15 protein-coding genes are annotated in these 22,483 nt (G+C 59.6%); 5 read left to right on the top strand and 10 right to left on the bottom strand.

Annotated elements, in window-relative coordinates:
• Nucleotides 1-53: 53 nt before the first annotated feature.
• Entirely contained in the window at nt 54-4,706 is a 4,653-nt protein-coding gene (locus Q0D52_RS00300) for a 2-hydroxyacyl-CoA dehydratase (protein ID WP_294379356.1), read from the bottom strand.
• Between the two features lie 15 nt (nt 4,707-4,721).
• Complete coding sequence (locus Q0D52_RS00295) at nt 4,722-5,456, bottom strand: TetR/AcrR family transcriptional regulator C-terminal domain-containing protein (protein WP_294379354.1); 735 nt, start codon at nt 5,454-5,456, stop codon at nt 4,722-4,724.
• Nucleotides 5,457-6,040: 584 nt separating this feature from the next.
• Between Q0D52_RS00295 and Q0D52_RS00290 the strand changes: the two genes are divergently transcribed.
• Entirely contained in the window at nt 6,041-6,883 is an 843-nt protein-coding gene (locus tag Q0D52_RS00290) for a MetQ/NlpA family ABC transporter substrate-binding protein (protein WP_294161684.1), read from the top strand.
• A gap of 373 nt (nt 6,884-7,256) precedes the next feature.
• On the top strand, nt 7,257-8,621 hold the full coding sequence (locus Q0D52_RS00285) for a PFL family protein (RefSeq protein WP_042432706.1): 1,365 nt from the start codon (nt 7,257-7,259) through the stop codon (nt 8,619-8,621).
• A gap of 303 nt (nt 8,622-8,924) precedes the next feature.
• Here the strand turns inward: Q0D52_RS00285 and ettA are convergent, their stop codons facing one another.
• The gene (ettA, locus tag Q0D52_RS00280) at nt 8,925-10,604 is read right to left on the bottom strand and encodes an energy-dependent translational throttle protein EttA (protein ID WP_294361302.1); all 1,680 of its coding nucleotides are present in this window, start codon (nt 10,602-10,604) and stop codon (nt 8,925-8,927) included.
• A 526-nt stretch (nt 10,605-11,130) separates the two neighbouring features.
• Between ettA and Q0D52_RS00275 the strand changes: the two genes are divergently transcribed.
• The gene (locus Q0D52_RS00275) at nt 11,131-11,544 is read left to right on the top strand and encodes a PIN domain-containing protein (protein ID WP_294379349.1); all 414 of its coding nucleotides are present in this window, start codon (nt 11,131-11,133) and stop codon (nt 11,542-11,544) included.
• A gap of 33 nt (nt 11,545-11,577) precedes the next feature.
• Here Q0D52_RS00275 and Q0D52_RS00270 read toward each other — a convergent pair whose 3' ends face one another.
• The 3 genes from Q0D52_RS00270 to Q0D52_RS00260 form a co-directional block, all read right to left on the bottom strand.
• A complete protein-coding gene (locus tag Q0D52_RS00270; protein WP_294379347.1) occupies nt 11,578-12,594 on the bottom strand; it encodes an SDR family oxidoreductase in 1,017 nt (338 codons plus the stop codon).
• A gap of 81 nt (nt 12,595-12,675) precedes the next feature.
• A complete protein-coding gene (locus Q0D52_RS00265; RefSeq protein WP_294379345.1) occupies nt 12,676-13,800 on the bottom strand; it encodes a DUF1648 domain-containing protein in 1,125 nt (374 codons plus the stop codon).
• 11 nt (nt 13,801-13,811) lie between these two features.
• On the bottom strand, nt 13,812-14,195 hold the full coding sequence (locus Q0D52_RS00260) for a GntR family transcriptional regulator (protein ID WP_294379775.1): 384 nt from the start codon (nt 14,193-14,195) through the stop codon (nt 13,812-13,814).
• Between the two features lie 226 nt (nt 14,196-14,421).
• Here Q0D52_RS00260 and Q0D52_RS00255 point away from each other — a divergent pair, with 226 nt between their 5' ends.
• Nucleotides 14,422-15,108 (top strand): pyridoxamine 5'-phosphate oxidase family protein, encoded by a 687-nt coding sequence (locus Q0D52_RS00255; RefSeq protein ID WP_294379343.1) that lies wholly within the window; start codon nt 14,422-14,424, stop codon nt 15,106-15,108.
• Between the two features lie 316 nt (nt 15,109-15,424).
• Here the strand turns inward: Q0D52_RS00255 and Q0D52_RS00250 are convergent, their stop codons facing one another.
• The 4 genes from Q0D52_RS00250 to Q0D52_RS00235 form a co-directional block, all read right to left on the bottom strand.
• The gene (locus Q0D52_RS00250) at nt 15,425-15,976 is read right to left on the bottom strand and encodes a low molecular weight protein-tyrosine-phosphatase (RefSeq protein WP_294379342.1); all 552 of its coding nucleotides are present in this window, start codon (nt 15,974-15,976) and stop codon (nt 15,425-15,427) included.
• Between the two features lie 394 nt (nt 15,977-16,370).
• Nucleotides 16,371-17,549 (bottom strand): site-specific integrase, encoded by a 1,179-nt coding sequence (locus tag Q0D52_RS00245; RefSeq protein WP_294379340.1) that lies wholly within the window; start codon nt 17,547-17,549, stop codon nt 16,371-16,373.
• A gap of 373 nt (nt 17,550-17,922) precedes the next feature.
• The gene (locus tag Q0D52_RS00240) at nt 17,923-18,483 is read right to left on the bottom strand and encodes a recombinase family protein (RefSeq protein WP_294379338.1); all 561 of its coding nucleotides are present in this window, start codon (nt 18,481-18,483) and stop codon (nt 17,923-17,925) included.
• A gap of 106 nt (nt 18,484-18,589) precedes the next feature.
• On the bottom strand, nt 18,590-19,579 hold the full coding sequence (locus tag Q0D52_RS00235) for a hypothetical protein (protein ID WP_294379336.1): 990 nt from the start codon (nt 19,577-19,579) through the stop codon (nt 18,590-18,592).
• Nucleotides 19,580-19,862: 283 nt separating this feature from the next.
• Here Q0D52_RS00235 and Q0D52_RS00230 point away from each other — a divergent pair, with 283 nt between their 5' ends.
• Nucleotides 19,863-22,010: a phage/plasmid primase, P4 family gene (locus Q0D52_RS00230; RefSeq protein ID WP_294379329.1), complete on the top strand. Its 2,148-nt coding sequence runs from the start codon at nt 19,863-19,865 to the stop codon at nt 22,008-22,010.
• Nucleotides 22,011-22,483 lie beyond the last annotated feature (473 nt).

Raw genomic sequence — 22,483 nt, 5'->3', positions numbered from 1 at the left:
CTCGCAAGCGAAACGCAGGGGGCGACGGTTTCCCCTCGCCCCCGTTAGCGGCTTTACGCCCTGGTTTCCTGCACGTCGAGCTTGCCGGCTTCCTCGGCTGCCGGCGTTGCCGCCGCCGTGCGGGCCGCGCGAGCCTCGGCCTCCTTGTCGGCCAGGTTGCTCTTCGCCACCGCGATCATGAGCTTGATGCGGTTGAGCTGGTTGACCTCGGACGCGCCGGGATCGTAGTCGACAGCCACGATGTTGCTCTCCGGGTAACGGCGGCGCAGCTCCTTGATGACCGCCTTGCCCACCACGTGGTTCGGCAGGCAGGCGAACGGCTGCGTGCACACCACGTTCGGGGCGCCCGTGCGGATGAGCTCCACCATCTCGGCCGTGAGCAGCCAGCCCTCGCCCATGGAGTTGCACAGGCTCAAGATCTCGCTTGCGTACTCGGCCAGCTCGTAGATGCTCGCCGGCGGTTCGAAGCGCGTGGACTCCTCAAGCGCCTTGGTCACCGGCGCGCGCAGGGCCTTCACCACCTGCAGGGCGATCTTGCTGCCGAACGCGCCCTTGGCCGAACGGCCGAGCGGGTCCTTCTGGAAGATGCCGCCCGCGGCGCCGAACAGGAAGAACTCGATGAGACCCGGCACCACGGCCTCGCAGCCCTCGCGCTCGATGACGTCGACGATCTGGTTGTTCGCCGTGGGGTGGAACTTCACCAAGATCTCGCCGACCACGCCGACGCGCGGCTTGGTGCCCTCGCCCTGCAGCGGCAGCGTGTCGAAGTCCTCGACGATCTGCTTGACCGTCTGCTTGAATTCGCCGCGCTTCACGCCGCGCTTCAGCTGCCGCTTGCATTCGGCCATCCAGTGGTCGAACAGGGCGTTCGCGCTGCCGGGCTCCACCTCGTAGGGGCGCGTGCGGTACAAGCACATCATAAGCAAATCGCCGTACTGCAGCGCCGACACGGCCTGGTAGAGCATGGCCGGCGTGATGGAGAAGCCGGGGTTGACCTCGCCCAAGTCCTTGAAGCTGATGGCGATGACCGGGATATGCGACAGGCCCACCGACTTGAGCGCCTTGCGGATGAGCGAGATGTAGTTCGTGGCACGGCAGCCGCCGCCGGTCTGCGTGATGAGCACGGCCAGCTTGTCGGTGTCGTACTTGCCGGACATGACCGCTTCCATGATCTGGCCTGTGACCAGGATGGACGGATAGCAGATGTCGTTGTTCACGTACTTCAGGCCCGCGTCCACCGCCCCGTGGTCCACGGAGGGCAGCAGCTCCACGTTGTAGCCGAAGCGCTCGAAGATGGGCACGAGCAGCTCGAAGTGGTACGGCGCCATCTGCGGGGCCAGGATGGTGTAGCCCGCATCGCGCATCTCCTTGGTGAACTGGGCGCGCGGGAACTCCGTCGAAGCGCCGCTATCGCGCTGCTTGAACTCGGCCTGCACCTCGGGCGCGGCCTTTTCCGTGAAGCTTGCGGGCGGCTTGATGGCGGCCGCCGCGGCCTGCACGGCCTCGGCATCGGCGCCGCCGGCCTGCTTGCCCGCCGCGCGCTCCTCGGCCTCGGACAGCAGCTGCTCCACGTCCAGGCTGCATGCGCCGCAGCCCGCGGCATTCTGCGCCTGCTCGGCGGCGCGGGCCTCGGCCTCCTCGTCGGCCTGGTCCTTCAGGGCCGCAAGCAGGCTGCGCACGCGGATGCGCGCGGCGCCCAGGTTCGACACCTCGTCGATCTTCAGCACGGTGTACACCTTGCCCGCCTGCTCCAAGATCTCCTGCACCTGGTCGGTGGTCAGCGCGTCAAGGCCGCAGCCGAAGCTGTTCAGCTGGATAAGGTCGAGGTCCTTGCGCTCCGAGGCCACCTTCGCGGCGGCGTACAGGCGCGTGTGGTACATCCACTGGTCCACCAGGCGGATGGGGCGCTCGAGCGTGCCCAGGTGCGCGATGGAGTCCTCGGCGAGCACCGCCAGACCGAAGCTGGTCAGAAGCTCGGGGATGGCGTGGTTGATCTCGGGGTCGTTGTGGTACGGGCGGCCCGCCAGCACGATGCCGTGCGTGTGGGTCCTCTCCATCCACAGCAGCGTCTCGGCGCCCTTCTCGCGGATGTCGGCCTTGAACGCCTCGTCCTCGGCCCATGCGGCGTCGACCGCAGCGTCGACCTCGGCCTGCGTAGGCGCCGCCACGCCCTTGCCGCACAGCTCGGGATGCGCCTGGATCAGCTCCACGAACAGGCGCTTCTTCAGGTGCTCCTTCTTATCGTAAGGCAGCCACGGGTTCAAGAACTGCGTATCGGAGTCGCGCAGCTCGTCGATGTTGAGGCGCAGCGCCTCAGCGTAGCTGGCCACGATGGGGCAGTTGAAATGGTTGCCGGCGCCCTCGTCCTCCTGGCGCTCCCACTTGCTGCAGGGGAACCAGATGAAGTCGGGGTGCTTGTCCAGCAGGTTCATGATATGGCCGTGCGAGAGCTTCGCCGGGTAGCACACGCTCTCCGACGGCATGGACTCGATGCCGGCCTCGTAGGTTTTCTTCGTGGACGGGTCCGAGAGCACCACGCGCCAGCCCAGCTTCGTGAAGAAGGTGAACCAGAACGGGTAGTTCTCGTACATGTTCAGCGCGCGCGGGATGCCCACGGTGCCGCGCGGCGCATCCTGCTCCGGCAGCGGCGTATAGTGATCGAACAGGCGCTTCGACTTGTACTCGAACAGGTTGGGGACCTTGTCGGCCTTCGTCGCCTGGCCCAGCGCGCCGGTGCCCTTCTCGCAACGGTTGCCCGTGATGAAGCGGCGATGCTTGCCCGTGGCCTCGTCGACGCCGAAGTCGTTGACGGTGAGCAGGCAGTGGTTCGAGCACGCCTTGCAGCGCACGGTCTTGTGCGTGGGAGCAAGGGCCTCGAGCGCATCAAGGGACAGCAGGCCGCTGACCTGCGAATCCTGGCGGCTAAAGCGGTCGCGGGCCAGAAGCGCCGCGCCGAACGCGCCCATGTTGCCGGCGATATCGGGGCGCACGGCGTTCACGCCCGAGAGCTGCTCGAAGGCGCGCAGCACGGCGTCGTTGAGGAACGTGCCGCCCTGCACGATGACCTTGCTGCCCACGTCATGCGGGTCGCGGATCTTGATGACCTTGAACAGGGCGTTCTTAATGACCGAGATGGCCAGGCCCGCGGCGATGTCGCCGACGGTGGCGCCTTCCTTCTGCGCCTGCTTCACGCGGCTGTTCATGAACACGGTGCAGCGGCTGCCCAGGTCGACGGGGTTTTCCGCGCCGATGGCGGTCTTCGCGAACTCGGACACGTCCAGGTTCAGGCCGCTGGCGAAGCTTTCGATGAAGCTGCCGCAACCCGAGGAGCACGCCTCGTTGAGCATGATGTGGTCGATGACGCCGTCCTTGACGCGCAGGCACTTCATGTCCTGGCCGCCGATATCCAAGATGAACTCCACGCCTGGCAGCATCTCCTGCGCGCCGCGCAGGTGCGCGACCGTCTCGATCTCGCCCGAGTCCACGCGCAGCGCCTCGAGCAGCAGGTGCTCGCCGTAGCCCGTGACCGTGGAGTGGCCGATGGTCACCAGCGGGTTGCCGGCGGCGTCGCGCGGCAGCTCGCGGTAGAGCTTGGCGATGGCGGCCTTCGCGCAGCCGAGCACGTCGCCCTTGTTCGATACGTAATGGGTCCACAGCAGCTCGCCGTCCTGGCCGATGAGCGCGGCCTTGAACGTGGTGGAGCCGGCGTCGATGCCCAAAAAGGCGGTGCCGCGGTAGCTGGCAAGGTCGCCGCGGGGCACGCGCTCGCCGGCGTGGCGGGCGTTGAACTCGTCAAGCTCGGCCTGGTCGGCGAACAGCGGGGGCAGGCGCACGACCTCGCTGCCCTGGATGTCGCCGAGGTTCTTCAGGCGCTCGAGCACGTCGGAGAGCAGCTCGGCCTTCACCGTCTCGCTGGCCGCGCCGGCGATGGCGCAGCCGCCGGCCACGAACAGGTGGGCGTTTTGCGGGACGATGCGGTGCTCCTCATCAAGGTTCAGCGTTTCGTAGAAGCGTTTGCGCAGCTCAGGCAGGTACTGCAGCGGGCCGCCCAGGAACGCCACGTAACCGCGGATGGGACGGCCGCACGCCAGGCCGGAGATGGTCTGCGTGACCACGGACTGGAAGATGGACGCGGCGATGTCCTCGCGGCGCGCGCCCTCGTTGAGCAGCGGCTGCACGTCGGTTTTCGCGAACACGCCGCAGCGGCTGGCGATGGGATAGATGGTGGTGGCGTGCTGCGCCAGCTCGTTCAGGCCGCCGGCGTCGGTGTTCAAAAGCGCCGCCATCTGGTCGATGAACGCGCCGGTGCCGCCGGCGCACGTGCCGTTCATGCGCTGCTCGATGCCGTTGTCGAAGTAGATGATCTTCGCGTCCTCACCGCCCAGCTCGATGGCCACGTCGGTTTTCGGGATGAAGGTTTCGACGGCGGTTTTGCTGGCGATGACCTCCTGCACGAACTCGATGCCCAGCCATTGGGCCAGAAGCAGGCCGCCCGAGCCGGTGATGGCGATGGTCATGCGCTTGTCGCCGAAGTCGCGCGCGGCTTCGGACAGCACCTCTACGATGGTGGCGCGCACGTCCGCGTGGTGACGGCGATACACCGCGTAGCGGATCTGGTCCGCGTCGTCCAAGATGGCAAGCTTGACCGTGGTGGAGCCCACGTCGATGCCGATGTGCAGGTTCTCGTTCTGGTTGTTCTCGCTCATGTTCCGCCTTATTCCTTACAGTCGAATGGGGTCGCCGGGTTTGATGAAGAACAGGCGCATGGCCACAAGGGCCATCTCCTGCGAGCTTTCCTTCATGCCCGTTTCGATCCAATGGGTGATTACCCCTAGATACGCGCTGGCATAGAACGCCACATAATATTGCACGAACGGCGAGGGGTCGTTGCGGTAGCGCTCGTGCAGGATGGTCTGGATGATCTCGGTGCATACGGCGTCGCGCACGCGCGGGCCGAAGCTCGGGTCGCCTTTCGGGCCCATGATCGCATGTAGGAAGTCTCCCTGTTCGCGCAGGTAGTCGAACAGCCCCACCAGAAACGGCATGGGCTTCTTGTTCACGCGATAGCGCAGGACGTCCTTCAGGCTGAGCTGCTGCATGCGGGACTGGAGGTTCTCCAGGTCGGCCATGATGTCATCCTCAAGGGCGGCGAGCAGGCCCTCCATGTCGCCGAAGTTGTTGTACAGCGTGCCGCGGTTGAGGTCCGCGCGGGAGCACAGGTCGCTGGCGCTGAAGTTGGTCAGGCCACGTTCCTCGATCAGCTCCACGAGCGCATCGCGCAGCGCGCGCTTCGAACGCGTGATGCGCCGATCCTCGACGGCGAGCGGCGCGGGCTTGGCGGCCTCAGGCTTCGCTTCCGAGCAGGCTGCGGCGGGCGATGCGCCGGTTGCCGATCCCACTGCGGCAGGCTTCGCAGCCGTCGCCGGATCGGAAACCGAACTCCGTTGCGTGGGCATATGCCCCCCTTCCTTGCGTACGCGGGTTGCAAATGCGCGCAGGCCCGGATCGTGACGGCCGGCGGCGCTGTTTTACGTGTTTTGAACAACTCGGGCAATAATGGACAAAGTGTTCAATAGGATTATTTTACCGGCCGCGCAAGCGGGAAGCAACGAGCGCAGCGCGCCTGCAAACGAGTCCCGCAACCTCTACATATATATAGGTGAACGGTATGGTTTCCAGCACGAAACCGGGAGCAGCGCAATGCCCAAAGCGGCAATGACGATGCAACGCGCGCTAAAATCGACGTCCGAACCTTTGCGTTTCCCAACGCACCATCGACGGCGCGGCACGGTTTCCAGCACTTCGCCAGCAACACGATGCCGGTGGCGGGCGTCCTGCCGCCGTTCGCCCCCATTCTGCACCACAGCCGACCGGGTTATCGATTTCACAGATAGCCGCCACCCGACTTTTCGTATCATCAAAGCTATTGCCCAAAAATCGCCGCTCGGTATACTAATCGTCACGCAAACAAAGCGCTTGCCGCTCCGCCCGCAAACTCGCGAGGCGGCCTGAGCGCAAAACGATGGGAGGGAGACCCTACATGAAGAAGTCCGCACTGAAGAAGCTCGCGGCGTTCGCCGCCGCAGGCGTCCTGGCCGCCGGCGTCCTGGCCGGTTGCGCAGGTTCCGGTTCCAACTCCGGCTCCGACGACAAGACCATCACCGTCGCCGCCAGCCCCACCCCGCACGCCGAGATCCTCACCAACGCCGTGGCAGACCAGCTCAAGGAGCAGGGCTACACGCTCGAGGTGAAGGAGTTCACCGACTACGTCCAGCCCAACACGGTCACCGAGGAGGGCGAGGTCGACGCCAACTACTTCCAGCATCAGCCTTACCTGGATTCCTTCAATGAGGAGAAGGGCACGCACCTGGTCTCCGTCGAGCCGATCCACTTCGAGCCCTTCGGCCTGTACGCCGGCAAGACCGCTTCCCTTGACGCCCTGGCCGACGGCGCAACCGTCGCCGTTCCCAACGACACCACCAACGAGGCTCGCGCCCTGCTCCTGCTGCAGCAGGAGGGCCTGATCAAGCTGGCCGACGGCGCAGGCATCACCGCAACCGCCAAGGATATCGTGGAGAACCCCAAGAACCTGCAGATCAAGGAGCTTGAGGCCGCCAACATCCCCAACGCCCTGAAGGATGTCGACATCGCCTGCATCAACGGCAACTATGCCCAGGCCGCCGGCCTGTCCGTCGAGAAGGACGCCCTGGCCGTCGAGGCTACCGACTCCCTGGCCGCCGAGACCTACGCCAACGTGCTGGTCGTCAAGGACGGCAACCAGGATTCCGAGAAGATCCAGGCTCTGGCCAAGGCCCTGAAGTCCGACGCCGTGCGCGACTTCATCAACAAAACCTACGAGGGCGCCGTCGTCCCGGTCTTCTAAGCCGCAACAACGAACCGATCGCAAAAGCGGGCCCACGGGCCCGCTTTTTCGTTGCCTAAAAGCTCTTCCACCCGCCCAATACCGCCGCACGCAAGGCTAACCACGATACGTCTGCGTTTAAATAGGGCCTTGGCGAATAGCCGAATTCCGACAGTCAGAAAACACCAGGTCAGAGGCGTGGCTCATTTTCGGCTACTTCAGACGTTCTTTTTAAACGCAGACGTATCGCGCTTTGCCCCATCGCGGGTGCGCAAGGAGCGCAAATGGCGCCGCCGAGCGTCAATCATTCGTGGAACAGTTGGGCGCGGCACCCGGCAGCGGCCGCAATTTGCTATCCTGTTGCAAAAGAATCGCCCGTTAAAAGGACTGCATCATGCAAATCACCCCGGAAGAAATCGCCGAAACGCTTGCCATGGTCAGCAAGCAACACCTGGACATCCGCACCATCACGTTGGGCCTGAACCTGCGTTCCTGCACGGATTCGGACATCAACACCATGGCGCGCAAGGTGTACGACAAGATGACGAAGGCCGCCGAGCAGCTGGTGCCCACCGCAGAGCAGCTCGAGCGCGAGTTCGGCATCCCGATCGTGAACAAGCGCATCTCCGTCACGCCTATCGCCGAGATCTGCGCCGCTGTACCCGACACCGACCTGTCGCGCATCGCCGTGGCCATGGACAAGGCCGGCGCCGAGGTGGGCGTCGACTTCGTGGGCGGCTTCTCCGCGCTCGTGCACAAGGGCGCATCGGCCGCCGATAACAAGCTGATGGACTCCATCCCCAACGCGCTTGCCGCCACCGAGCGCGTGTGCTCGAGCGTCAACGTCGGCTCCACGCGCGCCGGCATCAACATGGATGCCGCACTGAAGATGGCCGGCATCGTCAAGCAGTGCGCCGAGCTGACCGCCGATCGCGACTGCATCGCCGCCGGCAAGCTGGTGGTGTTCTGCAACGCCGTCGAGGACAACCCCTTCATGGCCGGCGCCTTCCACGGCTCGGGCGAGGCCGACGCCGTGGTCAACGTGGGCGTTTCCGGCCCGGGCGTCGTGCGCCAGGTGCTGGCGAACATGCCCAAGGATGCCGACATGACCGAGATCGCCGAGGCCATCAAGGCCACCGCGTTCAAGATCACCCGCGCCGGCGAGCTGATGGCCCGCGAGGCCAGCCGCCGTATGGGCGTGGCCAAGGGCATCCTTGACCTGTCGCTGGCCCCCACCCCGGCCGAGGGCGACTCCGTGGCCGAGATCTTGGAAGCCATCGGCGTGGGCCAGTGCGGCGGCCCTGGCACCACGGCCGCGCTCGCCATGCTCAACGACGCTGTGAAGAAGGGCGGCGTCATGGCCAGCTCCAGCGTCGGCGGCCTGTCCGGCGCGTTCATCCCCGTGTCCGAGGACGCCGGCATGATCCGCGCCGCCGAGTCCGGCGCGCTGTGCTTGGAGAAGCTCGAGGCCATGACCTGCGTGTGCAGCGTCGGCCTGGACATGATCGCCATCCCCGGCGACACGCCGGTCGAGGCCATCTTCGGCATCATCGCCGACGAGTGCGCCATCGGCATGATCAACAACAAGACCACCGCCGTGCGCGTCATCCCGGCCATCGGCAAGAAGGTCGGCGACAAGCTGGACTTCGGCGGCCTGCTCGGCTACGCGCCGGTCATGCCCGTGAACACCCACGCTGGCACCGTGTTCGCCCATCGCGGCGGCCGCATGCCCGCCCCCATCAACTCGCTGAAGAACTAGCGAGCACGGCAAACACCACCCGAACGCAAGCGGGGATTCCGAACGCTCGGAATCCCCGCTTTTCTTCTGCCCCAGAGGCGAGGTGACCTTCAGCGCCCCTCCATTCGCGAAGGACAATCCGGAATGAACACAGCTCGGGATATCTAGCCGAGTCTCCAACGAGAAAGCCCAACGCCGTCGAACGCGCCTCGCTCCCGCACCTTCCGCACATCGACGACGAACGATTCCTTGCCGCTAACGCAAAAACGGCTCCCGCGGCCTTTGAGGTCATGGGAGCCGTTCGCTCGCGTTTGTGCGCTTGGCTTAATCCCTGGTCAGCTTGCGGTGCAGGCGGTGGGGCTTTGCGGCCTCCTCGCCCAGGCGCTCGACGCGGTTCTTCTGGTAGCTCTCGAAGTTGCCCTCGAACCAGTGCCAGTTGCCCGGGTTCTCATCGGTGCCCTCCCACGCCAGGATGTGCGTGGCAACGCGGTCGAGGAACATACGGTCGTGGCTGGTCACCACGGCGCAGCCCGGGAAGCGCAGCAGCGCCTCCTCCAGGCTGGACAGCGTTTCCACGTCCAGGTCGTTGGTGGGCTCGTCGAGCAGCAGCAGGTTGCCGCCCTGCTTGAGCGTCAGCGCCAGGTTCAGACGATTGCGCTCGCCGCCGGAGAGCACGCCCGCGGGCTTCTGCTGGTCGGAGCCCTTGAAGCCGAAGCTGGCCACGTATGCGCGGCTGGGAACCTCGGTTTCGCAGACCATCATGTAATCCAGGCCGCCGGAGACGACTTCCCACACGTTCTTGTCGCCATCGATGCCCGCACGGCCCTGGTCGACATAGGAAACCTTCACGGTCTCGCCGAGCTTCAGGCTGCCGGAGGTGGGCTGCTCGATGCCCATGATCATCTTGAACAGGGTGGATTTACCCACGCCGTTGGGGCCGATCACGCCGACGATGCCGTTGCGCGGCAGCTCGAAGGACAGGTCATCCATGAGCACGCGGTCGCCGAACTGCTTGTGCAGATGCTCGACCTTGAGGACCTCGGCGCCCAGGCGCGGGCCGGCCGGGATCTGGATCTCGGTGAAGTCGAGCTTCTTGGACTGCGCGGCCTCGGCGGCCATCTGGTCGTAGCGCTCCAGACGGGCGCGGCTTTTCGCCTGACGCGCCTTCGGGGAACTGCGGACCCACTCGAGCTCGCTGGCCAGGCGCTTCTGCAGCTTCTCATCGCGCTGCTTCTGGCCCGCCATACGCGCGGCCTTGGTCTCCAGGTACGTGGAGTAGTTGCCCTTGTAGGGGTACAGGCTGCCGCGGTCGACCTCGCAAATCCACTCGGCCACGTTGTCCAGGAAGTAGCGATCGTGCGTGACGGCCAGCACGGCGCCGGGGTACTTGTGCAGGAACTTCTCAAGCCACAGCACGGACTCGGCGTCCAGGTGGTTGGTGGGCTCGTCGAGAAGCAGCAGGTCGGGCGCCTCGAGCAGCAGGCGGCACAGAGCCACGCGACGACGCTCGCCGCCGGAGAGCACGTTGACCGGCATGTCGGGATCGGGGCACTGCAGCGCGTCCATAGCCTGGGACAGCTGGCTGTCCAAATCCCAGCCGTTGGCCGCGTCGATGGCGTCCTGCAGCTTGCCCATCTCCTCCATGAGCGCGTCGAAGTCGGCGTCGGGCTCGCCCATGAGCGTGCCGATCTCGTTGAAGCGGGCGATGTTGGCCTTCACGTCGGCGAACGCCATCTCGATGTTCTCCAGGACGGTCTTGTCCTCGTCCAGCGGCGGCTCCTGCTGCAGGATGCCCACCGAATAGCCGGGGGTCAGGCGAGCGTCGCCGTTGCTGACCTCCTCGATGCCGGCCATGATCTTGAGCAGCGTGGACTTGCCCATGCCGTTCGGGCCCACCACGCCGATCTTCGCGCCGGGGTAGAACGACAGGGTGACATCGTCGAGGATGACCTTGTCACCGTGCGCCTTGCGCGCCTTGTACATTTGGTAGATGAACTCTGCCATGCGTGTTGCCTTTCTTGTCGAGCAGGTGGACGCTTAGCAAGTCCAACCGCTCCATGCTATGCTGCGGGCGCACATCAAGCCCGGAAGGATAACCGAGGCGGGCGTGATTGCGCTATGGATAGTTAAGCCCGGTGCCGCCGGGCTTTTTCGTTTTCGCCCATTGGCGTTCCTTCCCATTCTATCAGAGCCATCCTTCAACAACCTAACTTGCAGCGCGCCTTCCTTAAGTTGTATACTACTATGTAATACGATGTATTGCAAAAGGAGCTTGCTATGCCCATGGATGCCGTCTTGCAAGTGCGAATGGACGCAGAAACGAAGCAGCGCGCAGAGGCGCTGTTCAAATCTCGCGGATCATCTCCGGCGGAAGCCGTTAGGCGCTTTCTGGCGAAAAGCATTCAGCTTGATAGCGCCACGCTGCTTGACGAGATGACCGATCCTTCCGCTCGGCCCGCTCGCCCGAAGCCAAACGCGGCAACACTGCATGGCGCAGGGTGCCTTGCTCGATATGCCGACCCCGAAAAGCGTGCACAAGAAGCAAACGCATGGGCTGCCGCCGTTGCGGAGAAGCACCATGGCTAGCACCATCGATGCAAATGTCGCCTTGCGCTACTTGCTTTGGGACGACGAAGCGCAGGCGAAGCAAGCAAAGCAATGGATCATCGAAGGCGCTTGCATGTACATGGAAGCTATTGCCGAAGTGGTGTATGTGTTGCAAGGCGTATACAAGATCTCGCGGGCAGAAATCGATACCGCTGTTGAAAACCTGCTTGATGACGTATATGTCTACGACGAGGATATTAAGCGCGCCGCCTTACGAATGTACGCTATAAGCTCGCTCGATTTCGTGGACTGCACGCTAGTGGCGCGCAACGTCTTGCAGCAGGAACCCGTCCGCACCTTCGATAAGCAACTCGCAAAGAACCTACGCGACTGCTAGCGCCGCAGCCGCAGCGACGACGGCGCCGAAACGCTACCTTTTCGGTTTTTGCAGGGCCGCGGCCGCAGCGGCGGCCCAGGTGCGCGGAACGAAACGGCTGCCGAACACGATGAGCTTCGCCAGCACACCCGGGCAGCACAGCAGACGGTTGCAGCCCAGGGCCCGGATGGCAGCGCGGGCCACGCGCGGTGCGCTGATGGTCATGCGCGCCAGCACCGTGCCGCCGGCGTCGGCGTTGTCCCAAAACGGCGTGCGAACAGGCCCGGGGCACAACGCGGTCACGTGCACGCCGTGCGGGCGCAGCTCCATATGCAACGCGCTTGAGAACGACTGGACGAACGCCTTCGAGGCGTAGTACGTGGACATATACGGCCCGGGAACGAACCCGGCAACGCTGGCCACGTTGAGGATGCCGCCGTGCCCGCGCGCCGCCATGCCGGGCGCGAACGCGTGGCAAAGCTCCATGAGCGCCATGTCGTTGGTTTGCACGAGCGCGCGCTGACGTTCCAGGCTGCTTTCCGCGAACGGGGCGTCGTAGCCGAAGCCGGCGTTGTTCACGAGCGTCTCCACCTGCAGGTTCGCCGCCTGCACCTGCGACACCAGCGCATCGACGGCGCCCGGTTGCGCAAAGTCGGCGACGAAAACGCGCGTGTCGACGTCGAGGCGCTCGACCAGGTCCTTCGCCAGCTCCTCAAGCTTACCCCGATCGCGCCCCACCAGGGCCAACGTCCCGCATTCGCGAGCCAGCTGCGCGCACAGCTCGCGGCCGATGCCGCCCGTCGCGCCCGTGACCAGCGCGCAAAGCGCAGGGGCGTCTAGCGAGGGGGACGCGGACGGCGCATCCGCGCAACCGGCAAGCGGCCTGGTGTGCGCATGGGAGCCGCGCAGGCCAGCGGGCGAATCTGCCGACGCCGCCTTCCGAGGCATGGCGCCGCGGTCGGTTCGCGACGCGCTCGCCACCGGCGCCGCACCTCCCGCCTGGGCCGCACTGCCGGAATCCGCCCCGTTTTGGAAACCTTCTACGTTCTCGGGCAGCACCATGTTCGCCATCTCCTTCGTCTTATCCTTCGCCTCTCGACGCCTGCGGACGGGAAACCAGCCCCGAAAGGGCACCTATCCGCGACATTGCGATCAATCGACCATCGCCACGCATAGCACCACGAATAGGGCGGTTGCCACGGCAAAGCCCGCCATCACGGCCCATGCAGCCGGGCGCGCCCAATTCACCGTCCAGCCGAAACCAGAACGCTGCGGCAAAAACAGGCTGGCATCGCCAGGGTTGTAATAAAAAAGGCCCAGCTTCCAGTATGCATCATCGTCGGCCAAAAGCATGCTGGACCGCTGCATGCGAAACACCCGCGAGCCGGACTGGCCGTACACCGCATTGAGGATGACGCTACCCGCCGCTACCAACATCGCCACCACGACGATGGCGGCCACCGCTCCCGTTATCGGCAGCACGCCGATCATGGAAAGCTCGATGAGAAGCCCGCATACCGCCGTGATCGCCAGCCCGCCTACCAGCAGAAACACGGTTTGCGCATGGGCGAACATCCCGTACGCCCATGCGGAGCTCGCCGGATTGCCCGGCTCCGTTCCCTTTTTCGAGCGCAGCACCGTCCAATGGGAGAACACGAAGCAGCCGACCAAAAACAGCTCGAGCGCTATGGGAAACGCGGCAACCGCCGGGCTTTTCGCCGCGACATCGGTAACGGCACCCGAAAGGTCGACATGCATGGGAATCTGGGCGGGCATGACCGGGTAGCCGGCGACGGCAACGACGATGGTCAGCAAAATCACCGGCGCATACAGCCAATTCCACGCCAACGAGATCGCCCGCGGCGCATCCTCGGCGCCCTCCCCGATCGCCGCAACGCGCTGCTGCGTGCTAGCCTGCCAGCCGCGTTCGCGTTTAAGCGCCTGGACATGCCGGCGATAGCGCACGATAAGCCCGTAGCCCAGCGCAAGCGGGGCAAGCGAACCGACCACGACGAGCGCCATTACCGCTTTTAAGCTCCCCATCAGGCAAAAGACGATTGCCGCCAAGGTAAGGACCATCGTAAACGCCGCGATAATCGCAACGAAGCGATGCTTCAGGGAGCGAATGCTCGGATCGTCTTGCGCGACCTCGGGCACCGAAACGGAGAACGCCTGCCCGCTAGGCTGCAAAAGCGGGGTGATCGCCATCATCGCCCCAACAAGCGGGATGGTGGCGATCAACGCGAACATAACAAGCTGCATATCGGCGGATTCCATATCCTAACCCCCTATTCCTTTTCGCAGAACACTTCATTTAGCTGGCCTTTTACCTGCTGTTCGAACACTTCGCGCGTGCCCCCGGAAGCTTTGAAAGCTAGCGCGAGTTGGTGGATATCCCTAGACAACCGCTCTCGTGCCGCCGCCGTGCCCGCCGCCGCTGCCGGCTGCGCCACGAACGCGCCTTTGCGACCCTTCATCTCCACATAGCCCTCGTCGCGCAGCAACGCGTACGCCTTGTTGACGGTGTGCAGGTTGATGCCCAGATCCGACGCCAGAGCGCGCACGCTCGGCAGCGCATCGCCCGGAGCAAGCTCTTCCTGCGCTATGCCGCGAACGATCTCGTTGCGAAGCTGTTGGTACAACGGCACATCGAGCGTTTGGTCTATTCGCACGAACAAGATCCGCTCCTTTCCCTCGCTTTTGCCCTTTGACGCTGGATTCCCCCTGAAACTGCTGTTATAGCCGCATTATAACAGTTTCCCTACTCCTGTTCTATGGCAAGTAGAACAGGAGTAGGGAAACTCGTGTGATGTTGGCGCAACGGCGGATTGCGGCAACCGAACGCAACGGCACGCCGTACCATAGGGGTAACGAAAACGCCCGAACCCAGGAGCACTCATGGATTTGCAGAATATCCCCGCCATCTATCCCGAGGGCGCGGTGCCGCAACCGCAGGCCGCGCAAATGCAGCAGGCCGCCGCTGCGGCGCAGGCGGCCGCCATGGCGCAGGCCGCACAGGCGCAGCAGGCTGCCGGCATGACCCGGGCCGGCGCCGCAGCGCAGGCCGCCATGCCCGTTTCGCATCGCCCCATGCGGCAGGCGGGCCGTCAGCTTCGCAGCACCACGCAGCTGCATGCGGTAGTCGAGGCTTGCCAGACGGTGCGCATCGCATGCATGGACGAGGAAGGGCCGTTCATCGTGCCCATGAGCTTCGGCTACGACTGGGCCGACCCCGAGGAGATCGACGCCGACGCGCCGCGCCTGGCGCTGTGGGTGCACTCGGCCGGCGTTGGCCGCAAGGTGGACGCGTTCAATCGGGAACCGCGCGTGGCGATCGAGATGGACGTGCAGGAAGGCCTGATCACGGGCACGTACGCCTGCGCGTATTCGTACGCATACCGCTCCATCATGGGAACGGGCACCATCCATCGCATCCAGGGGATCGAAGCGAAGCGCTACGGCCTCACGCGCATCATGCAGCACCTGGCACCCGAAGCCTCGACCGACTTCACCGACCAGGCGCTCGCCCGCGCAAACATCTACTGCATCGACATCGACCGCTTCACCGGCAAGCAACGAGCATAAGGCAAGCAACTCGAAGCGAAAAACCCTTCCAAACCAGAGTCAATCCACTAGTTTGGAAGGGTGGGTTTGGAAGCTTTTTGGAGAATGATGTCTCGGATTGCGAGTTTTCCAAAACGGGAAGGCCTCGTTTTATCGTTAAACGAGGCGACTTCTGGCGAAATCGTAACGAACGACATGATTTCGGTTATAAACGCCTTGTTGGTAACGAAGGACTTCGGTGCGATTTCGGAAAACTCGCGTTTTGGGGCACGAAACGTCGAAAACGTTCGCGGGGCCGCTGGCATATCTGCCGGCGGCCCCGTTTAACGAGCGTATGTTATTGCGCTTGACACCAGGTCAGGAGGCCTTTGCAGCCGGCCAGCACGTCGCGATAGGTGTCGTCGAAGTTGCCGGTGAACCAGGGGTCGGCAACGTCGGCGGCGTTTGCGCCGGCCTGCGCGATCACGCGGGCGTCCTGCGCATCGGGAAGAGCCTTCCCGCCCTCGTCAACCAGCCCCGCGCCAGGAGCGAACGCGAGCAAGCGCACGCACTTCGTTTCAGGGTCGCTTCCGAAGATGCGGCTCAGATGGCGCTCGTTCTCGTCATCCATATACACGAACAGGTCCCACTCGTCGTACTCGTCGGCGCGGACCTTGCGGGCGCGATGCGGCAGCACCGGCACGCCAACCTGCTTGAGCTTGTCGACCGTGCCGTGATGCGGCGGATGCCCGATCTCGTCGTTGGTGGTGGCGGCGGAATCGATGAACAGGACGTCGGCCAGCCCTGCCTTGTTCACCAGGTCCTGCATCACGAACTGGGCCATGGTCGACCTGCAGATATTGCCGTGGCAGATGAAGAGGATGCGTGAGGTGGCTTGGCTACGAGACATGCGACTCCGATTTCGTTGTGATTAGCAGTAGCTGAATATGCTATTGCACGAATCAAGGAAGCGCAATAATGCATCCGATATTCGGCTAACTTCGCCACAGCATAGGCATCGAACGGAGAAGGCCTTTGCCCTTATCAAGGGCCAAATACTATCCAAAACAAGGCTTCGTTCGAAAGCGGGTCAACAGGCAACGCCACTAAACGAACACGAACCGATAATCACACGATCAGTCTTCGCGAATCCCAATCGGCTCGAAGTCCGAAGCCCTTCCCCGCAACACCAATCTCAGCTTCCTTGACCTTGAATTTCGCTCGAAAATAGCTGGCGGAATGTGTAAATAATGTACAAATCGGCGATTTTCGGCTCATTTTTACACACGGTTTGACCTGGGGTTTTACGATTTCAGCACTTCATTTTTAACATCTTCAAAGCCAATATGCGTGTAAATGTTGTACGTAACGCTAATGTCCGAGTGCCCCATGAGGTACTTCAAGCGCACGGGACTCATGCCATTCCTTGCCATTTTGCTGCAATACGTATGCCGACACACATGCGGAGTTATCTTCGGAAGCGCATCTTTATAAAGGCTGTTGTACTTCTCAACAGCATATTTCAGGTAATTCTCCCAATGCAGAGCCACCCTTGGCCTTCCGTTCTTATCAAACGAAAGAAAGCCGCTCACGCCATCGACCTTAAAACTCTCGCATCCCGCCTTTCGCTTATCGAGCATCAGATGGATGCAGCTTTCAACCCGTTTGTTCATAGGGAGGAAGCGCGTGCCGCATTCAGTTTTCGGCGGTTCTAGGTAATACTGCATCTTCGAGGATCGCATCAGCTGCCGATCGATACGGATGCTCTTTTCTTTGAAATCAAAGTCCGCATCAGTCAAACCGCAGAACTCCGAAATGCGCAATCCGGTGTTGAACAGAATATAGAACTCCTCGAAATACCGAGAGTAGTGCTTGTCCGACTCAACAAACTCAAGAAACCTTCGCTCCTGGTTCTTTGTCAGAGCAATTCTTGGAACCGAGTCATTGATCACAATAGTTGCCAGCTCAAATGAGAACGGATTTCTCCTAATCAGGTCATCGTCCTCAGCAAGCTGAAATGCCGGGCGCAGAACACCTCGGAAACTGTGAATGGTGCTGTAGCCTTTGCCGCAATCCCTTTGCAAATGAATAATCCAATGCTTCGCCTCCAAGGTTGTCACGTCCGTAATTCGCCTTGCACCGAAATCGTCTTGCGAAAGAAAATTCAACAGCGTTTTATATCCGGCTAGCGTTGTCATCCGTACCGCTGTTTTCGTCTCAATGTATTTCTCGGCAAGCTCAAGAACGGTCATGTTCGTTTCCGTAACGCGATCGAATAAGTCCTTTTGAATCTGCTTCTCCATCTGACGCAAGCACATTCCTGGGCGTTTCCCCTCTGGCGTTTGGTCATGAATTGTCAATGTCCAAGAGTAGACAGTGCGATTCTTCCCCTTTGCATCTTTGTAGCGAAAGGAGTAGCGGCCATCAGAGCGTTGTCCTTCACCATAGTGAAGATTGCGACCTTTGGAATCTTTCCTACTCATGTGTTTGCCTCCTTCTTAATGGAGTCCAAACACGACAAGGCCTATTGTAGTAAGACTCGTGGCATATGAACAAAACGCGGTAATTAATTCGCGCGGCAAAACCAAATGGCCTTTGAAGAAATCAGAGATGCCAATTACCGCAAAATCCACCTGTTTTCACAGGCTGCAGCATTGCCATACCGTCCGTCATAAGCGCTCCGTTGCCACTTCAAATGTCGGGATATAAGGCTTAAATCGCACGTTTTGGGGGCTAGAAAGCGCGTTTTGCTTCAGGACGAGTATTTACCCATCCGCAATCTTATCGAGGCTTATAGCTTCATATGGTGCGTTATTTGATAAGCATATAGACGAAAGTCTTCTGCCAAGGAGGCAACTAATCCCTAGTCGCTCCCTCTCGCTTAATTGCGTTGTACAGGGTTTGTTTCGTGCAGCCAACGGCAGAGCATATCTCGTTGATCGAGTAGTCCTTCGATTGCCACATCTTTATTGCCGTATCCATATCCTTGCGCGGCCTGCCGAGCTTCTTTCCCCTTCTCCTAGCTGCTTCAAGCCCGTCCTTCACACGACTGCGGCACATCTCAACCTCAAGCTCAGAGAAAGCAGCAACAATAGTAAGAAAGAATTTCCCCTGCGGAGTATTGGCTTGAAACCCTTCTTTCAAACTCGTCAGCCCAACGCCCATCTCGTCAAGCGTGTTCACAAGGGAGAGAACTTGCTGAGTCGAGCGACCCAACCGGTCAATTGAGACGCAAACAAGTTCGTCACCGCTTTTAAGCTCTTTTATCAACTTCTCCAATTCAGGCTTGCTTTTCGATGTGCCGCTCACGCGCTCAAGGTAGATGCGCTCGCATCCAGCATCCTTCAGCTGGTCTTCCTGGCGATCAAACTTCTGAGCTTCCTTATCGGTACTGATTCTCCCATATCCGATCTTCACTATCTCCCCTTTCTTTTTAGACTATTTTATTAGACTTCGTCACCAGGGGAAATACCGAAGATAAAGAAAGTCAAAGAAACATTTGTTTTTTAGACTTCATATAGCACTATCGTCTCATTGGACGTTTTTCTCCAGGATGCCGATGCGCCCATTTCTTACACGCCTCTGAACAGTATTTCCGCTTCATCCCCCTCTCGTCAAAAGCTATCAACGGCTTCCCGCATGCCTCGCATTTCATCGCTCTTCCTCCTTCAATCCCTCTTGCGAGCTGATACCAGAACGCCGAATAAACGGAGCGCGGGGCCAGCGTAAGGCAACCATCCTTCATCGTTAGAACCATATCCCACAGATTGATTCTGAACAGCGTCTCAAACGCCTTAGAAACCGCCTCCCTATATCCGGAAGGCGAATCCGAAAAATGGTCGTTAACTATATCGAACATGAATCCCTCCCCAACTTCAACAAGACCGAAAGCTAAGCCGTCCTGTTTTGACGCATGAAGCATCCCCTGTTTAAGATGCTCGGCATATGGACTGCCCGCGTAACACGAGCCGAGGATGCATCTATAGCGCGTCTTGGTGAATGCAGTACGATTCTTCTCGCAATCTACCGCCAGAGGGTCAGCCATCCCTGCAACGCTTCGCGCCACATTGGTCAACCTCCCCATCTCTTTCAGCATTTCCTTATGGCCTTTCGCAGGCTCGGCAGCAAATATCTCCACCTCGCGCAAATCATCAACGTCAATGACCTCCTTTTTAAGAAGCTCGTTTAGCGCAATAGCGAATTGCATATGCGTTCTCAAATCTATATAACCAAGCGAGTTATAAAACCTCCTTTTATAACGCTCTGTCGCTTCTTGCTCTGCATCCGCCTCAATGTCGCACTCAAGCTCCGGAGCCTCTAACCCGACAAAGAAGGCATATTGCTCAGCGATCTCAAGGAATTCCTGATTCGTAGCGGCATTAATCAATCGCTCGACATCGGAATATCCCATCTGACGAATAACTTCTTCTAAGGAATAACCCTTCGGCGCGTTTCTTATTGCGTCCAAGTCATAACGCTCCCCTGGCTCAGCTGCGAAAAATCTAATCGACAATGCCTCTCCTCTCAAATTAATAATTTGTCCCGATAATGTACCCGATTATCGTTAATTGCAGCATATAGCATGTAACCACGATGATTAACGAGCAAGGAGGTGGACAACGATTTCATCGAGCTAATCGCTATTCAACACCTGAGAAGGATCCAACGAAACGGAATCTACCTCTCAAAAAGACAACCAACAGGATGGGATCAGATGATTTCTCGAATAGCAAATATGGCAGAAACGCTGCTACGAATCGCTAGAACAGTAAACATGTACGAAAGGAATGACAAGCATGGCTAATAATCAAAGCGCCCAGTTTGAGCTACCCGAAATTATCATGGAAGGTGAGCGCAACACCACTATCTTCAAATATGGAGTAACACTTAAACGAGACCGCAAAAACAAGGAGGACATCGCTGCGCTTCTCAAGAAGGCGAACGCAGAACGCTGTATGCCGCCCATGAGCGACAACGAGGTTTCCCAAATCACCCGAAGCGTCCTTAGCATGAGGTCAGGTAAGCCCATGGGAACCGGTCGCAAGCAAAAGGAAAAGCCAGTGAAAGTGGAGGAAAATCTACCCGCGCCCGAGCAAGCTGCGCAACAACTTGAATCACTGTTTGCGTCTGACGACTTCATTGTATTCGTCACGAAGTTCAGCAAAACAGATGATGGCAAATGGGCGCCAACGGGAAAGCCCGAGACAAAACCCGCGTGCTCCGTCATCCGCGACCTTCATAAAGCCTCATCACTGGACGATGTATTTCCAGACTACAACAAGGAAGCAGGCATCTTATTTCACGTTAACCCGATGAGTTTTGATGGGCGTAAGAACAAGGACGTGAAAGCGTTCCGTAACGCTCTTGTCGAATACGATGACATTCCAAAGGATGAGCAGATTAACCGCATGCTCGACTCGGGGCTGCCTATCCAGACGATGGCCGACTCAGGAAATAAATCGATTCACACAATCGTTAAGATCGATGCAAAAAACGCCACAGAATACAAAAAACGCGTGTCCATGCTGTACAGCTGCCTAGAGCAGAAGTACGGCAGCGCCTGCGACCAGGCAAACAAAAACCCATCCCGCTTAACCCGACTGGCTGGAGCTGAACGAAAAGGAAACACCCAATCGCTTCTATATACCGAAGTAAACGCTAACGCGAGCATCGACAGCTTCCTTGATAGCGTAAAGGTAGCCGACCAAAGAAAGCAGATCAAACTTCGTCATGACGAAATAGCTGACATCCTCATTAACGACTATGACGTTTGCTTCGTTGAGGGCATTCCAGCAATCAAGATTGATGGAAGATACGCACTAGGGCAGGACAACATTTACAGAACGATAATCGGGATTCAAAAAGATGCCAGCACCTACACGAGAAACGAGGTGATGAGGTATCTATCCTTGATGGCCCCGCGCAAGAAGCAAGCCGATGAGAAATACATCCGCTTCAAAAACGGCATTCTCAACATCGATACGCTTGAGCTAGTTGCGAACAGCGGAGAGCTGATGCTCCTGAACGAGATTCCGCACAATTGGAATCCAGGCGCTCATTCACAGCTAGTAGATGAGGCATTCGCCAGAATCGCCCAAAACGATGAGGCCGTTCTCGCTAACCTTTGGGAGATGTTCGGATTGGCTATGTATAGAGGCCACGAGGTTTCCCGAATGATTCTTCTTCAAGGCTCGGGAGCAAATGGGAAAAGCACCATTCTCGAGACGCTGAAGTGTCTACTTGGTAACGAAAATTATTTCTCTTTGCCAATCCATGCACTAGGCGAGAAGTTTCAGCTTGTGCCAGCCATCGGAAAGCTCGCTCTCATCGGGGACGATATTTCGAATGATCACGTTGGTAACCAAGCATGCTCAGTGCTGAAGAAGTTCGTTACAGGCGAAGCCGTAAGCGATCAATACAAGGGCAGCGCGACTTTTGAGTTCACTCCGTGCGCTACGCTCATATACTCCTGCAACGAGCTGCCACGCTTCGCAGACGGGTCATATGGCTTCGAGAGACGCACGCATCCGATTCCGCTTTCCGCGAGATTTACGCCGAACGACAAAGAGTACGATCCGCACCTCAAGCAGAAGCTTTGCGAAGAGGAATGTATCGAATACGCTATCGTGCAAGGCATAAACGCCCTGCGCAGATGCCGTAAAAACCTTGGCTTGACCCCTAACAAGCAGTCAGACACCATGAGATTCAATATCGTTAGGGACAATGACCCCGTTCGAGCCTTCATCTCGGATGTAAAGCCATCTTTTGGCAAATTTGAAGGTAAAACAAACAAGGGCGTATACGAGTCGTACGTAAGCTGGTGTGCTAAGAACTGCTGCGATTCGATGCCGATAAGCAGCTTCTCAAGAAAGCTATGCGCACATGAAGAGCTGCAAACTATCAGCTCGAATGGTTCGCGCATGTACGTGCGCAGAACGCAATAGCATGGCGAAAACGCCTACATAATGCATCTGTTCTGCAGTTTTCCCAGGTAAGGTGGCTTTAGAACGTTTAGACCGCTTATATATTTAAACAAGAATAATAAGAGGTATATATAAAAGCATCTCAGGGAGGTTTAAAGCTGCGGATACACAAGACGCATCTATGCGTGCTAAACGGTCTGAACGCAATTATTCCTCGATGAACTGGGCAAACAGCAGAACATCTTGATAGCACGCTAAGCCCATAGAGGCATCCTTAGCAGAATGACGGTCGAACCCCACATGAGATACCAGCAGAAGACCCCCGAATCGATAAACATTGTGCAATTCGGGGGTCATTTAAACTCTGAAGCAGGTTCGATATCTCCAACACGGCAAGATGCGGTTTAGCTCAGCACAGCAAACTACTGCTTTTCAACCGTCACCTCATGAGCATGGTTTGATAGCCCTTATAGCTTGCAAACAAACGGTAGCCG

It is taken from the genome of uncultured Senegalimassilia sp. (genome assembly GCF_934630535.1).
In the GTDB taxonomy this organism is placed as follows: domain Bacteria; phylum Actinomycetota; class Coriobacteriia; order Coriobacteriales; family Eggerthellaceae; genus Senegalimassilia.
This window is presented reverse-complemented; position numbering and strand designations above follow the sequence as displayed.

Coding starts and splice junctions, on each gene's coding strand:
- Q0D52_RS00285 (WP_042432706.1), top strand. CDS start 7,257: ATGCAAATCACCCCGGAAGAAATCGCCGAAACGCTTGCCATGGTCAGC.
- ettA (WP_294361302.1), bottom strand. CDS start 10,604: ATGGCAGAGTTCATCTACCAAATGTACAAGGCGCGCAAGGCGCACGGT.
- Q0D52_RS00270 (WP_294379347.1), bottom strand. CDS start 12,594: ATGGCGAACATGGTGCTGCCCGAGAACGTAGAAGGTTTCCAAAACGGG.
- Q0D52_RS00295 (WP_294379354.1), bottom strand. CDS start 5,456: ATGCCCACGCAACGGAGTTCGGTTTCCGATCCGGCGACGGCTGCGAAG.
- Q0D52_RS00265 (WP_294379345.1), bottom strand. CDS start 13,800: ATGGAATCCGCCGATATGCAGCTTGTTATGTTCGCGTTGATCGCCACC.
- Q0D52_RS00255 (WP_294379343.1), top strand. CDS start 14,422: ATGGATTTGCAGAATATCCCCGCCATCTATCCCGAGGGCGCGGTGCCG.
- Q0D52_RS00250 (WP_294379342.1), bottom strand. CDS start 15,976: ATGTCTCGTAGCCAAGCCACCTCACGCATCCTCTTCATCTGCCACGGC.
- Q0D52_RS00290 (WP_294161684.1), top strand. CDS start 6,041: ATGAAGAAGTCCGCACTGAAGAAGCTCGCGGCGTTCGCCGCCGCAGGC.
- Q0D52_RS00245 (WP_294379340.1), bottom strand. CDS start 17,549: ATGAGTAGGAAAGATTCCAAAGGTCGCAATCTTCACTATGGTGAAGGA.
- Q0D52_RS00300 (WP_294379356.1), bottom strand. CDS start 4,706: ATGAGCGAGAACAACCAGAACGAGAACCTGCACATCGGCATCGACGTG.
- Q0D52_RS00230 (WP_294379329.1), top strand. CDS start 19,863: ATGGCTAATAATCAAAGCGCCCAGTTTGAGCTACCCGAAATTATCATG.